At 71.6% G+C, this 13,093-nt stretch carries 13 protein-coding genes; 1 reads left to right on the forward strand and 12 read right to left on the reverse strand.

Annotated elements, in window-relative coordinates; all coding sequences use genetic code 11:
- Positions 1 to 211: 211 nt before the first annotated feature.
- Entirely contained in the window at positions 212 to 1,096 is an 885-nt protein-coding gene (locus DRV96_RS12250; protein WP_119291464.1) for a LysR family transcriptional regulator, read from the forward strand.
- Positions 1,097 to 1,120: 24 nt separating this feature from the next.
- Here DRV96_RS12250 and DRV96_RS12255 read toward each other — a convergent pair whose 3' ends face one another.
- The 12 genes from DRV96_RS12255 to DRV96_RS12310 form a co-directional block, all read right to left on the reverse strand.
- Positions 1,121 to 1,969 (reverse strand): class I SAM-dependent methyltransferase, encoded by an 849-nt coding sequence (locus DRV96_RS12255; protein ID WP_119291467.1) that lies wholly within the window; start codon positions 1,967 to 1,969, stop codon positions 1,121 to 1,123.
- 68 nt (positions 1,970 to 2,037) lie between these two features.
- On the reverse strand, positions 2,038 to 2,901 hold the full coding sequence (locus tag DRV96_RS12260; protein ID WP_119291469.1) for an isocitrate lyase/PEP mutase family protein: 864 nt from the start codon (positions 2,899 to 2,901) through the stop codon (positions 2,038 to 2,040).
- Positions 2,898 to 4,265, reverse strand: a complete 1,368-nt coding sequence (locus DRV96_RS12265) for an FAD-dependent oxidoreductase (RefSeq protein WP_119291472.1) — start codon at positions 4,263 to 4,265, stop codon at positions 2,898 to 2,900. Before DRV96_RS12265 ends, DRV96_RS12260 begins: the two co-directional genes overlap by 4 nt.
- Positions 4,262 to 5,734, reverse strand: coding sequence for a dihydroorotase (locus DRV96_RS12270; protein ID WP_119291474.1), 1,473 nt, complete (start codon positions 5,732 to 5,734; stop codon positions 4,262 to 4,264). Before DRV96_RS12270 ends, DRV96_RS12265 begins: the two co-directional genes overlap by 4 nt.
- Positions 5,731 to 6,243: a LeuD/DmdB family oxidoreductase small subunit gene (locus DRV96_RS12275; RefSeq protein ID WP_119291476.1), complete on the reverse strand. Its 513-nt coding sequence runs from the start codon at positions 6,241 to 6,243 to the stop codon at positions 5,731 to 5,733. The genes DRV96_RS12270 and DRV96_RS12275 overlap by 4 nt, the downstream gene beginning before the upstream one ends.
- Positions 6,240 to 7,520, reverse strand: coding sequence for a 3-isopropylmalate dehydratase large subunit (locus DRV96_RS12280; RefSeq protein WP_119291479.1), 1,281 nt, complete (start codon positions 7,518 to 7,520; stop codon positions 6,240 to 6,242). The genes DRV96_RS12275 and DRV96_RS12280 overlap by 4 nt, the downstream gene beginning before the upstream one ends.
- A 2-nt stretch (positions 7,521 to 7,522) precedes the next feature.
- Positions 7,523 to 8,233 carry an ABC transporter ATP-binding protein gene (locus tag DRV96_RS12285; RefSeq protein ID WP_119291480.1) on the reverse strand — a complete coding sequence of 237 codons (711 nt, stop codon included), beginning with the start codon at positions 8,231 to 8,233 and terminating at the stop codon, positions 7,523 to 7,525.
- A complete protein-coding gene (locus tag DRV96_RS12290) occupies positions 8,230 to 8,985 on the reverse strand; it encodes an ABC transporter ATP-binding protein (RefSeq protein WP_119291482.1) in 756 nt (251 codons plus the stop codon). Before DRV96_RS12290 ends, DRV96_RS12285 begins: the two co-directional genes overlap by 4 nt.
- Positions 8,978 to 9,940, reverse strand: a complete 963-nt coding sequence (locus DRV96_RS12295; protein WP_119291485.1) for a branched-chain amino acid ABC transporter permease — start codon at positions 9,938 to 9,940, stop codon at positions 8,978 to 8,980. Before DRV96_RS12295 ends, DRV96_RS12290 begins: the two co-directional genes overlap by 8 nt.
- Positions 9,941 to 9,945: 5 nt before the next feature.
- Complete coding sequence (locus DRV96_RS12300; RefSeq protein WP_119291490.1) at positions 9,946 to 10,818, reverse strand: branched-chain amino acid ABC transporter permease; 873 nt, start codon at positions 10,816 to 10,818, stop codon at positions 9,946 to 9,948.
- Between the two features lie 135 nt (positions 10,819 to 10,953).
- A complete protein-coding gene (locus DRV96_RS12305; protein WP_119291492.1) occupies positions 10,954 to 12,153 on the reverse strand; it encodes an ABC transporter substrate-binding protein in 1,200 nt (399 codons plus the stop codon).
- A 29-nt stretch (positions 12,154 to 12,182) separates the two neighbouring features.
- Positions 12,183 to 12,962: a GntR family transcriptional regulator gene (locus DRV96_RS12310; RefSeq protein WP_119291494.1), complete on the reverse strand. Its 780-nt coding sequence runs from the start codon at positions 12,960 to 12,962 to the stop codon at positions 12,183 to 12,185.
- Positions 12,963 to 13,093: the final 131 nt, after the last annotated feature.

Below are 13,093 nucleotides of genomic sequence, written 5' to 3' on the forward strand. Positions count from 1 at the left end.
ATCGTCACCACCCAAGGCAAGAGCCGTGTGCGGTAGCTCCGCATGCACGGATCTGTGGAGGGGGTGCTGGGTGACTGGCATTCCTACTCCGACTCGTTTCGTCGCACGCCGGCGCGACGGCGCCGGCACGGAGCGCATCGTGATCGGCATCGGAGTGCATGTCCATTGCATTATGATCAGCAGTACGATGCGCTGCACGCATCGTGTTGCCATGACGCTGGTCCAGCTTCGGCACTTTCTTGCCCTCGCCGACACCCGCTCGTTCCGCCGCGCGGCCGAGGCGTCGTTCCTGACGCAGCCGGCGCTGAGCCGCAGCATCAAGGCGCTGGAAGACGAGCTCGGCCAGCCGCTGTTCGACCGCGTCGGCTGGACCACCGAGCTGACGCCGTTCGGCCGCGAGCTGCTCGGCCGCGCGCGCCGGCTCGTCGACGAGGCCGACAGCATGAAGGAAGCGGCCCAGCGCCTGGGTCAGGGGCTCGCCGGCACGCTGCGCGTCGGCCTGGGGTCGGGCCCCGGCGCGGTGCTGACCGTGCCCGTGCTCGCACACGTCGCGACGCGGCTGCCCGGTGTGCGCATCGAGTTCGCGCGCGGCGGCATCACGCTGCTCAAGCACGCACTGCGCGAGCGCCGGCTCGACGCCCTCGTGATCGACGCGCGTTCGCTCGATCCGGCGCCGGATCTCAACGTCGAGCCGGTCGGCGAATTGCGCGGCGCCTTCCTGTGCCGGCCGGATCACCCCTTGGTGCGCCGGCGCCGCCCGCCGACCTTCGACGAGGTCGCGCGCTACCCGATCGCGTCGTCGCCGCTGAGCGCCGAGATCGCGCGGCTGCTCGTCGAGCGCTACGGGCCGCAGGCGCACCCCGACGAGTGCGTGCGCCTGCGCAGCGACGAGATCGCGCCGCTCGTGCAGGTGGCGCTGCACACCGACGCGGTGCTGCTGGCGATCCGGCGCGCCGCGCCCGAGCTCGTCGAGCTCGAGCTGGCGCCGCGGCTGGACGCGAACGCGCGCTTCGGCCTCGTCACGCTGGCCGGCCGCGCCGAGGCGCACCTGCTGCCGATGCTGCGCGCGATGGTGGCCACGCACCTGCGCGACTGACGCACCGCTCGCGGCGCGTGTGGCTCAGCCCCCGCCGGTCAGCCGGTAGACGAGCAGGTGGTAGGTCTTGTAGCGCTCGAACACCTCGCGGCTGCGGAACCCAGAGAAATACTTGTAGTTCGCCTTCGCGAGCTTCTTGCGCAGCAGCCAGAACCCGAGGCGGCTGGTCAGCGGGTGGTTCTCGCTCAGGTAGCGGTGCAGCGTCAGGCCGGCCGGCTTCAGGCGGTTCATCAGCAAGTCGTTGAGCAGCTCGAGGTTCGGGCTGACGCGCTGCGTGATGTCCTCGTCCTTCACGAGCTCGAACGGCGCCTGCGCGATGCGCGCCTGGAACTCGCGCCACCGGTGGCCGCCCTTGAAGCTGCGGTCGCCGGGGCCGCCGTCGCCGTCGGCGTCGGTCTTGAAGAAGTCGCAGATCAGCATCGTGCCGCCGGGCTTGAGCATCTTCGGCACGCGCGTCAGCGACGACGCCAGCGCGATATACTGGAAGCTCTCGCTGAACAGCGCCACGTCGTAGCCGCGCACGTCGTCGGGCATGTCCTCGAAGCGGCACTCGTACAGGCGCGGCTCGCGGCCGCGGTGGCCCTCGAGGCGCTGGCGCACCGCGCGCGCGAGGTCCGCCGCCGGCACGACGCCGTCGACCTCGTAGCCGCGGTCGAGCAGCTGGCGCAGCAGGTGGCCGGTCCCGCAGCCGATGTCGAGCACGCGCGCCGGCGCCGGCGGCAGCTCGGCGATCAGCATGTCGTTGTAGCGCTGCTGCGCGATGCCGATGTTCGCGAGCTTGAGCTCGAGGTCGCCGTCCCACAGGCCGTAGTGCAGGTCCTCGACGTCGAGCAGCTGCTTGGCCAGGACGAGGCCGAGTTCCTTGCTGTCCATGCGTGCGTCCGGTGTGCCGCCGGCAGGCGGCTTGTCTCGTGGCGGCGCATTGTCGCCGCGGCGCGTGCTCAGCCACCGGCGTCGTAACGCCGCCCGAGCGCCATCAGCTCGGGCGTGCCGATCACGGCGTTCAGCCCGTCGAAGTCGAGCATGCGCTCGCGCCACGGTGCCGTCGTGCCGTGCGCGGCGAGGCTCGCGTAGTAGCCCTGCAGCGCGTGCGCGAGCGCGCGCACCGTGCCGCCGGGGAAGATCGCCAGCCGAAAGCCGCGCCGCTGCAGTTCGGCCGCCGACTGCACCGGCGTCTTGCCGCCCTCGACCATGTTGGCCAGCAGCGGGGTGCGGTGCGCGAAGCGCGCGCAGGCGGCGTCCATCTGCGCCGGCGTGCGCAGCGCCTCAATGAAGAGGGCGTCGACGCCGCATTCGAGGTAGCGCTCGGCGCGCTCGAACGCCGCGTCGAGGCCCTCGACGGCCAGCGCGTCGGTGCGCGCGAGGATCAGCGTGCGCTCGCTCGTGCGCGCGTCGAGCGCGGCGCGCAGCTTGCCGCACATCTCGGCCACGGGCACGACGGCCTTGCCGTCGAGGTGGCCGCAGCGCTTCGGGAAGGTCTGGTCCTCGAGCTGGATCATCGCCGCGCCGGCACGCTCGAAGCCGCGCACGGTGCGCTGCACGTTCAGCGCGTTGCCGAAGCCGGTGTCGGCGTCGACGATCACCGGCACGCGCACCCGCTCGGTGATGCGCGCCAGCGCGTCGGCGACCTCGGGGTAGGTCGTCAGCCCGACGTCGGAGCGGCCGAGCCGCGTGTACGCGATCGACGCGCCGCTGAGGTACAGCGCCTCGAAGCCGGCCTGCTCGGCCAGCAGCGCCGACAGCGCGTCGTAGACGCCCGGCGCGAGCAGCAGCCGCGCGTCGGCCAGACGCTGCTTCAGGCTCACGCGGCCTCCAGCAGCTCGCGTGCCGTGTGCGCGGCGATGTACCCGCCGGCCACGGCGCTGAGCAGCCCGTTGCCCGAGAGATACCCCCACACGGCGTTGCCCGAGACGCCGCGCGCCGCGCCGCCGGCGGCGAGCAGGTTCGGGTGCACGGTGCCGTCGCTGCGGCGCGCGCGGCAGCGCGCGTCGATGTCGAGGCCGCCTTGCGTGTGGAACAGCGCGCCGGTCACCTTGATCGCGTACAGCGGCGGCGCGAGTGGGCGGCGTGCGCTGGCCAGCGTGTCGGCCAGCGTCTGCGCGTCGCAGCCGATCACGACGGCCAGCGCGTCGATGCTGTCGGCACGCCGCAACGCACCGGCCGCCTCGGCGTCGCGGAAGTCGGGAAACGTGCGGCCGAGTGCGAGCAGCCGCTCGTCGAACACGTTCCACGCGACGCCGCCCGGCTGCGCGAGCACGTGCACCGCGGCCTCGGAATAGCCCTGGGTCTCGTCGTGGAAGCGGCGCCCGTGCGCGTTGACCTGGATGCCGCCTTCGGCCATCAGCGCCCACGTGATCAGCACGCCCTGCGGCACGGCCCACGAGCCGTGGCCCTGGTAGCCGCCGAGGTCGGCGAGCGCCAGCCCCAGCTGGCGCGCCCACGCGATCGCGCTGCCGTCGTTGCCGACGTGTCCGGCGAAGGTCGCATCGCGCATCTCGGGCAGCAGCTCGGCGACCAGCGCGCGGTGGCCGCCGAAGCCGTTGCACGCCAGCAGCAGCACGTCGCTTGCGAGGTGCTCGACGCCGCCGTCGGGACGGGTGTAGCCGACGCCAAGCACCCGATCGCCATCGCCGACCCACAGCTCGCGCACCAGCGCGTCGGTGACGAGCATCGCGCCGGCGCGCTCGGCCGCCGCCGTCAGCGCGCCGACGAGCGCGGCGCCGGTGCGCGCGGGCAGCGTGTGCATGCGGCGCACCGAATGGCCGGGGTAGAGGAAGCCGTCGAGCAGCTCGAAGGCCAGCCCGTGGCGCTGCTGCAGGGCGTCGAGCGCCGGCGCGATCGCCTCGGTGTACGCGCGCACCAGGTGCGCCGCCGCGGTGCCGTGCGCCTTGGCCTGGATGTCGGCAGCGAAGCGTTCGGGGCTGTCGTCGACACCGGCGGCGCGCTGCACCGCGGTGCCGGCGGCCGGCACGAAGCCCGACGACAACGCGGTCGAGCCCTGCGGCACCGCGTCGCGCTCGAGCAGCACGCAGTCGATGCCGGCGTCGCGCAGCCTCAATGCCGCGGTCAGCCCGCAGGCGCCGGCGCCGACGATGGCCACCGGCACCGCCGGCGTGCCGGCGGGCATCGCCGCGGCGCGCACGACGCGCGGCTCGTCGTGCGGGGTCATGCCGTCGGTCGGTGCAGGTACTGGCCGCGCGGCTTGCCGAGCACCTCGCCGTTCTCGTAGATCTTGTGGCCGCGCAGGAAGGTCGCGTCGACGCGCGCCGACAGCTCGAGCCCCTCGAACGGCGTGTAGCCCTGCGTCGACGGCGACTCCGACGCACGGATCGTCCACGTCTTGGCCGGGTCGACGATCGCGATGTCGGCGTCGAAGCCTTCGGCGAGGTCGCCCTTGCGGTTCAGGCCGTAGCGCTGCGCCGGGTTCCAGCTCGTCACGCGCGCCATGTGGTTGTAGCCCATGCCGCGCTTCGTGCCTTCGCTGACGAGCGCGGGCAGCAGGTACTCGGTGCCGCCGAAGCCGCTCTTGGCCATCCAGATGTTGCCGAAGTAGTGCTTCGGCACCTTCATCTCCTGGCGGCAGCACGCGTGGTCGCTGACGACCCAGTCGAGCTCGCCGGCCAGCAGCGCCTCCCACAGGTATTCGACGTCGTCGCGCGGACGGATCGGCGGGTTGACCTTGGCCAGTTCTCCGGCCTTCGAGGTGATGTCGAGCATCAGGTGGCCGATCGTCACTTCGCGCCGGAAATCGATGTGCGGGAACACCTCGGCCATCATCAGCGCGGCCTGCACCGCCTTCTTCGAGCTCAGGTGCAGCAGGTTGATGTTGGGCAGCGCCGTCTCGTGCGCGAGGTAGCTGGCGATGAACACCGCGAGTCCCTCCGAGTGCGGCGGCCGCGACGCGCTGTAGGCGGCCAGGCCCTTGAGGCTCTTGTCCTTCTCGACCAGCTTGGTGTAGGCCGTCATGATCTCGGGCGTCTCGCAGTGCAGGCTCAGCGAAATCTGGCGGGCCTTGTCGGGGAAGCGCTCGCGCGCGGCCTGCAGGCCGCGCATGATGAACTCGAAGTGCGCGAGGTCGTAGCGCTCGTCCTCGCCGATCATCAGGAAGTCGCGCTGGCTGTCGCTGCGCCCGTGCAGGCCGTGCGAGCCGTAGAACATGAAGATCTTGAAGCTCGCGACGCCGTGCTTGTCGATCAGCATCGGGATCTCGTCGATGTGCTCGCGCGCGATCGGCGCGAGGTGGTAGCCATAGTCGACGTGGAAGCGACCCTTGCTGATCTTCAGCACCTCGGGGTAGAACTTCTTGTACGCGCCGCCCTTGTTCAGGTAGTACTGGCCGGTGCGGAAGTAGTTCAGGCTCGAGGTGACGCCGCCCATCGCGGCAGCCTTGCTCTCGGTGACCGCGTCCTCGGCCAGCGGCGAGTAGATCCCGCTGTGCATGTGCGCATCCACGACGCCGGGGAAGGCCAGCCGCCCCTTGCCGTCGTAGACCGTCTTCGCGCGCGTCGCGGCGATGCCGGGCGCGATCTTCGCGATGCGCTCGCCGGCCACGGCGATGTCGGCGTCAAACACGACGTTGCCGTGCGGCCGCACGACGCGCACGTTCTTGATCAGCAGGTCGAACTCGGGTGTGCTCATGGGTTCTCCGTGCGGCGCGCGTTCGCGAAGCGCGCCTTCAGTTGAGGCAGCAGGCCGCCGGCTTCGACCATCTCGAGCAGGAAGCCGGGGATCGGTTCACAGGCCAGCACCTCGCCGCTGGCGCGCACGACGCGGCCGGCGCGCGCGTCGAACGAGATCGTCTCGCCGTCGACGATGCGCTCGGCCTGCGGGCACGTCAGCAGCAGCAAGCCGACGTTGAACGCGTTGCGGAAGTACAGGCCGCTGTAGCTCGGCGCGATCACGGCAGCCACGCCGAGGTGCACGAGCACGCTGGCGGCCTGCTCGCGCGACGAGCCGATGCCGAAGTTGGGGCCGGCGACGATCACGTCGCCCGCGCGCACGCCGCGCGCGAAGTCGGGGCGCACCGTCTCGAGGCAGTGACGCGCGATCACGTCGAGCCCGTGCTTCATCGCGTGGCCGGGCGCGAGCTGGTCGGTGTCGATGTCGGCGCCCAGGCGCCAGACGGTGTGGCGTGCGGCGGCGCTCACGCCAGCAGCTCCCGTGCGTCGGCGATGCGCCCGTGCACGGCCGACGCGGCCACCGTGTACGGCGAGCCGAGGAACACGCGCGCCGACGCCGCACCCATGCGGCCCTTGAAGTTGCGCGCCGTCGACGAGATCACGGTGCTGCCCTCGGGGATCGCACCGCCGTAGCCGGCGCAGGCGCCGCACGCGCTGGGCAGCAGCGTCGCGCCGGCGTCGAGCAGCGCCTGCATCGTGCCCTCGCGCTCGGCGGCCTCGCGGTCCTTGACGCTCGCGGGGGCGACCATCAGCCGCACGCCGGCGGCCACGCGCCGGCCGTGCAGCACGCGCGCGGCGGCGCGCAGGTCGTCGAGCTTGGCGCCGGTGCACGCGCCGATGTAGGCGACGTCGACCTTCGTCGGCTCGAGGTCGTCGACGCCGCGCACGTTCGCCGGGCTGTGCGGCAGCGCGACCTGCGGCGCGAGCGCCGACGCGTCGAAGCCGTGGCGCACGCCGGGGGCGTCCTCGTCGCTGCGCCAGCGCGCGAGTTCGTCGTCGGCGACGTCGACGCCGACCTCGCGCAGCCACGCCTGCGTCGTCGCGTCGGGCGCCACCAGCCCGACCTGCGCGCCGAGCTCGGCGCTCATGTTGCACAGCGTCATCCGCTCGGCCATCGACAGCGCCGCCACCGCCTCGCCGCAGTACTCGACGGCCTGGTACTGGCCGCCGTTCATGCCGAAGCGCCCGAGCATCGCGAGCATCATGTCCTTCGCGCCGACGCCGGGCGCCAGCCGCCCGATCCAGCGCATGAAGATCGTCTGCGGAACCTTGAGCCAGATCTCGCCGGTGGTCACGACGCCGAGCATCTCGGTGGCGCCGATGCCGAACATGTAGGCGCCGAACGCGCCGCCGGTGGGCGAGTGCGAGTCGCCGCCGACGCAGAACATCCCCGGGCGCAGGTGCCCGCCCTGCGGCAGCACGACGTGGCAGATGCCCTCGCCGTCGTGCACGTGCGGCAGCGCCTGCGCGCGCGCCCAGTCGCGCGCGATCGCGACGATGCGCCGCGACTCGTCGTCGTGCGCGGGCAGGTAGTGGTCGATCACGAGCACCACCTTGCGCTTGTCCCAGATCGGCGCGCCGAGCTCGGCGAGCATCGGTGCGAGCCGGCGCGGGCCACTCGAGTCGTGGAACATCGCGAGGTCAACGCGGCACGTCACGATCTCGCCCGGCGTCACGTGCGTGCGGCCGGCCGCGCGCGCGACGAGTTTCTGCGCCAGCGTCTGCGGGGAGCGCGTCGCGTCCATCGTCACAGCCCCAGGTAGGCCTGTTTCAGCTCGGCGCTGGCGAGCAGCTCGGCCGGCGCGCCGGCGAAGCGCACCGCGCCGTTCTCGAGCACGTAGGCGCGGTCGGCGATCTCGAGCGACTGGCCGACGTTCTGCTCGACGAGCAGCACCGCGAGCCCTTCCTCGTGCAGGCGCCGGATCAGCGCGAACATCTCCTCGACGAGCAGCGGCGACAGCCCCAGCGACGGCTCGTCGAGGATCAGCAGCCGCGGCTCGGCCATCAGACCGCGGCCGATCGCGAGCATCTGCTGCTCGCCGCCGCTCATCGTCCCGGCCTTCTGCGCGCGGCGCTCGGCCAGCCGCGGGAACGTCGCGAACACGCGCTCGAGGTTGGCGGCGCGGCGCTCGCGCCCGCGCGTGAATGAGCCGAGCTCGAGGTTCTCGAGCACCGTCAGGTTCGGGAAGATCTTGCGTCCCTCGGGCACCTGGATCAGCCCGGCCTTGACGACGTCGCGGTAGTGCGCGCGGGTCAGTTCGCGGCCGTCGAACGACACCCGGCCGCCCCACGCCGGCACGATGCCGCACACCGTGTTGTTCAGCGTCGACTTGCCGGCGCCGTTGCTGCCCAGCAGCGCGACGATCTCGCCGTCGTGCACCTGCAGGTCGACGCCGCGCAGCACCTCGACGCGGCCGTAGCCGCCGCGCAGGCCCTGGATGTCGAGCAGCGGCGTCATGACGCCTGTCCCCCCCGCAGCCGCGCCGCGGTGCCGTGGCCCAGGTAGGCCTCGATCACGCGCTCGTCGGCCGTCACCTGCGCCGGCGTGCCGCTGGCGATCAGCTGCCCCTGCGCGAGCACCCACACGTGTTCGGCCAGGTTCATCACGGCCTGCATCACGTGCTCGATCATCAGCACCGTGACGCCGCTTTGCGCGATGCCGCGCACGACGGGGATCATCTCGGCGATCTCCTGCGGGTTCAGCCCGGCGAGCACCTCGTCGAGCAGCAGCAGCTTGGGCCGCGTGGCCAGCGCGCGCGCGAGCTCGAGCCGCTTGCGCCCGGCCACCGTCAGGTCGGCGGCGGGCTTGTCGAGCTGCGGCGCCAGGCCCACCTGCTGCGCGACGCGCTCGGCGGCGGCCAGCGCCGCGGCGCGCTTCGGCTCGTGCAGGTGCGCGCCCACCGCGATGTTCTCGCGCACCGTCTGCGCCGCGAACGGCTGCACGATCTGGAACGTGCGCGTCATGCCGGCGCGCGCGTTCCGGTGCGGCGCGCGGCCGGTGACGTCGACGCCGTCGAACACGACGCGGCCGCTGTCGGGCACGAGGAAGCCCGACATCAGCGCAAACAGCGTGGTCTTGCCGGCGCCGTTGGGGCCGATCAGCGCCGTCAGCGTGCCCGCTTGGACCGTCAGGCTCACGTCCTGCACCGCGCGCAGCCCGCCGAAGGCGATCGAGAGGCCCTGCAGGTCGAGCAGCGCGCGCTCAGCCACGGTCGCGCCTCCACAGCTCGCGCACCGAGCGGCCCATGCCCGACAGCCCGCGCGGCAGGAACATCACGATCAGCACCAGCACCGTGCCGTAGATCACCATGTTCAGCCCCGGCAGCTGGCCGAACAGGTTGCGCGTCAGGTCCGCGAGTAGGTGCAGCACGAGGGCGCCGAGCACCGGCCCCCACAGCGTGCCCATGCCACCGACGATCGCGCCGACCAGCGCCTCGACCGACACGTGCGGGCCGAACGCGATCGACGGGTCGATGTACTGGAACACCTGCAGGTAGAACGCGCCGGCTGCGCCCATGAACGCGCCCGACAGCGTGATCGCGCCGAGCTTGGTGCGGTACGGGTCGACGCCCACTGCGCGCGCGGCGTCCTCGTTGTCGCGCACCGCCTGCAGCTGCGCGCCGAAGCGCGAGTGGCGCAGCCACGCGGTGACGAGCAGCGCCGCGACGACGAAGCCGAGCACGACGCCGATGTAGCCCTTGCGCGTGCCGAACTGCAGGTTGGCGACCGACTCCTGCAGTGGCAGCATCAGCCCGACGCCGCCGCCGGTGAACTCGACCGACACCGCGAGGATGCGGAACACCTCGGCGAACGCCAGCGTGACGAGCGCGAAGTACGACCCCTTGAGCCCGTAGCGGAACGTCAGCGCGCCGACGGCGAGGCCCACGGCGCCGGCGACGACGACGGCCAGCGCCAGCGCGACCCACGCGTTGAGCCCGCCCTGCAGCTGCGCGATCGCCTGCACGTAGGCGCCGCAGCCGAAGAAGAGGGCGTGACCGAACGAGAACTGCCCGCCGTAGCCGCCGAGCAGGTTCCACGCCTGCGCGAGCAGTGCGGCGTACAGCGTCAGCATCACGAACGTCAGCCACACGCCCGAGTCGAGCGCCCAGGTCAGCAGCGCGACGCCGGCGGCGAACGCGGCGATGGCGGCGAGGTCGCGTCCCATCGTCGTCAGGCCCTCGCGCCGAACAGGCCCTGCGGGCGGAACAGCAGCACCGCGATGAAGATCGCGAAGATGCCGATCTGGCCGAGCGACTCGCCGAGGAACAGGCCGCCGAGCGACTCGACGACGCCGATCAGCAGGCCGCCGACCAGCGCGCCGGCGAAGCTGCCCATGCCGCCGAGCACGACGATCGTGAACGCGACGAGCACGAAGCCGCTGCCGACCTGCGGGTTGACGTAGTACGCCGGCAGCAGGAAGCACGCCGCGGCGCCGAGGCACGCCAGCCCGATGCCGAAGCACATCGCGTAGACGTGGTCGACGTCGATGCCCATCAGCTTGGCGCCGTGCTTCTCCTTGGCCACCGCGCGGATCGCGCGGCCGAGGTCGGTGCGCGTGACGATCCACAGCAGGACGGCCGACGTGACCAGCGCGCCGGCGAAGGCCACGAGCTTCGGCAGCGCGATGAAGGCGGGGCCGATCGGCACGGTGGTCAGCGTGTAGGCGGTCTCGATCGTGCGCGTGTCGCTCTTGAACAGCATCAGCGCGAGGTTCTCGAGCACGATCGACAGCCCGAGCGTGACGAGCAGGATGTTCTCGTCCTTGCCGTGGCTCGCGCGGTTGACGATGCCGCGCTGCAGCGCGTAGCCGAGCGCGAACATGCCCGGCACCACCAGCGGCAGCGCCAGGTACGGGTCGATGCCCCAGTGCGTCTTGAGCAGGTACACGGCGTACAGCGCCACCATCAGCGACGCGCCGTGCGCGAAGTTGATGATGTGCAGCACGCCGTAGATCAGCGTCAGCCCGAGCGCGATCAGCGCGTAGACCGCACCGGTCGTCAGGCCGTTGAGCAGCGACGGAAAGAGGATGCCGAAGTCGAACAAGGTTGCGCCGGGTCGAATGTCCGTAGGCGCCTCGCGGCGCCTACTGCCGGATCAAGCGGCCGCCGCGGATCCGGCTTCGCCGGTCCGCTGGCGGCGCCCCCTGGGGAGAGGCGGCCGCGAGGCCGCTTCGGGGGGTCACGCCTTGAGCGGGAAGATCGGCTCCACCTCGCGGTACTCGCGCGGCACGATGACCTTGATGTCGCCGCCGACGACCTGCGTCATCAGCGGCTGCGCGCCCTGGTTCTGCCCGTTGACGAACTTCGTCGGCCCGTACGGCATGATGTGGTCGGCGAACGTGCTCTTCTCGAGCGCGTCGATGATCGCGGCGCGGTCGGCACTCTTCGCGCGCTCGATCGCGTCGGCGAGCAGCATCGTCGCCGTGTAGGCCATGAAGACCTCGTAGGTGAAGAACAGCCCCTTGGCCTCGACGCGCTTGCGCAGCGCGGCGCTCTTCGGGTTCTTCGGGTTGAACCAGTGGTTGCAGTCGATAATGCCGTTGGCCGCTTCGGGGAACTCCTTCAGGAACTTGTAGCTCGACGCGGCGCCGCCCAGCACGCTGTAGATCGCCTTCGGCACGACGCGCTGCTGCTGCATCGTGCGCACGAGCAGCGCGTACTCGTTGTAGTAGTTGGCCGGGATCACGATGTCGGGGTTCACCGACTTCATGCGCAGCACGATGTTGTTGAAGTCGCGCGTCGGGTTGGCGTGCTTGATGATTTCCTTGACCTCGAAGCCGAAGCCCGGCAGCTCGCGCGCGAGCAGGTTCGCGGTGCCGGTGCCGAACAGGCTCTCCTCGTGGATGATCATCACCGTCTTGGCCGGCTTGCCCGCCACCGTGTTGAGCACGTGCAGGTTGTTGACCGCGACCTGCGCGCAGGTGCGGTAGCCCGGGCCGAAGCGGAACGTGTTCTTCAGGCCGCGCTCGACGATCTGGTCGGCCACGCCGACGTCGACGACGTGCGGCAGGTTGTACTTGGCCGCGGCCTGCGTCGTGGCCAGGCAGATCGCGCTGGCGAACGCGCCGACGACCGCCGAGCAGCCCGCCTCGTTCATCTTCTCGACCTCGGCGGCGCCGGCCTGCGGCGTGCTCTGCGCGTCGCCGAGCATGACCTCGAGCTTGGCGCCGCCGAGCGACTTGATGCCGGTCTTGTTGATGTCCTCGATCGCGAGCAGTGCACCCTCGCGGCACTGCTGCCCCGAGAACGCGAGTGCGCCGGTGACCGGGTGCAGGATGCCGACCTTGACCGGTCGCGGCTGCGCGCCGCCGATCAGCGGGAACGCGAGGGCGGAGGCCCCGGCGGCGGTGTGCTGCAGGAACTGGCGACGGTTGCTCATGGTGTGCGCTCCTCGGGCAGGGTGGGGGGTCAATGGAACTGCGCGGACAGCTCGGTGCTGACCCACAGCTTGGCGTCGATGCTGCCGACGCGGGACAACTGCATGCGGTACTGGTAGCGGTCGGGGCGGTACAGGCCGTGCAGCCACTGCACCGGCCGCTCGGCCTCGTCGCGCACCAGGCGCGTGACGGCCAGCAGCGCCGAGCCGACCGGCACGTCGAGATGGCGCGCGGTGGCCGCGTCGGCGAGCTGCGCCGAGATCGTCTGCACCGCGCTGCCGATGCGCACGCCCGAGGCTTCGAGCAGCACCAGCAGCGGCTTGCGGCCCAGCTCGCGCCGGCCGAAGCCAGCGGCGAGGTCGGCCGGCACGTGCGTCGTGATCAGCGACAGCGGACCCTGCGCTGTCGAACGCACGCGCACCGCCTTCTGCACCGGCGTGCCGGGGTCGAGCTGCAGCGCGGCGGCGACCTCGTCGTCGGCGGCGAGCGTTTCGCACGACAGCACCTTGACCGATGTGCGCAGGCCCATGTTGACGATGTTCTCGAGCAGCCCGGTGAGTCGCGCGCCGGCGCCGCGCGTGCCGTCGGCCGCCGGCATGCGCGGTATCGTTCCGCGGCCGGGTGCGCGCTCGATCAGGCCCTCGTTCTCGAGCTGCTCGAGCGCCTTGCGCACCGTCACGCGCGCGACGCCGAACTGGTCGGCCAACGCCAGCTCGCCGGGCAGCCCGTCGGCGAAGCGACCCTCCTGCAGCTGCTCGCGCAGGACCAGGTAGATCTGGTGGTACTTCGGCAATGGAAGGCTAGTGCCCATCGCCAGGCATCTGACCACTGTCCTAATGTCCTGTCAATAGGACAAATGCAGCGGCCCGCTGCGGGTTTGCCCTCGGGTCGGGCGGCTCGTGCATCACAGGCGCCGTATCGCGACGGCGCGCGGCAGCGGTG

Source organism: Azohydromonas sediminis (genome assembly GCF_003574675.1).
GTDB classification, from domain to species: Bacteria; Pseudomonadota; Gammaproteobacteria; order Burkholderiales; family Burkholderiaceae_C; genus Calidifontimicrobium; species Calidifontimicrobium sediminis.

Coding starts and splice junctions, on each gene's coding strand:
- DRV96_RS12250 (WP_119291464.1), top strand. CDS start 212: ATGACGCTGGTCCAGCTTCGGCACTTTCTTGCCCTCGCCGACACCCGC.
- DRV96_RS12255 (WP_119291467.1), bottom strand. CDS start 1,969: ATGGACAGCAAGGAACTCGGCCTCGTCCTGGCCAAGCAGCTGCTCGAC.
- DRV96_RS12265 (WP_119291472.1), bottom strand. CDS start 4,265: ATGACCCCGCACGACGAGCCGCGCGTCGTGCGCGCCGCGGCGATGCCC.
- DRV96_RS12270 (WP_119291474.1), bottom strand. CDS start 5,734: ATGAGCACACCCGAGTTCGACCTGCTGATCAAGAACGTGCGCGTCGTG.
- DRV96_RS12280 (WP_119291479.1), bottom strand. CDS start 7,520: ATGGACGCGACGCGCTCCCCGCAGACGCTGGCGCAGAAACTCGTCGCG.
- DRV96_RS12285 (WP_119291480.1), bottom strand. CDS start 8,233: ATGACGCCGCTGCTCGACATCCAGGGCCTGCGCGGCGGCTACGGCCGC.
- DRV96_RS12295 (WP_119291485.1), bottom strand. CDS start 9,940: ATGGGACGCGACCTCGCCGCCATCGCCGCGTTCGCCGCCGGCGTCGCG.
- DRV96_RS12305 (WP_119291492.1), bottom strand. CDS start 12,153: ATGAGCAACCGTCGCCAGTTCCTGCAGCACACCGCCGCCGGGGCCTCC.
- DRV96_RS12310 (WP_119291494.1), bottom strand. CDS start 12,962: ATGGGCACTAGCCTTCCATTGCCGAAGTACCACCAGATCTACCTGGTC.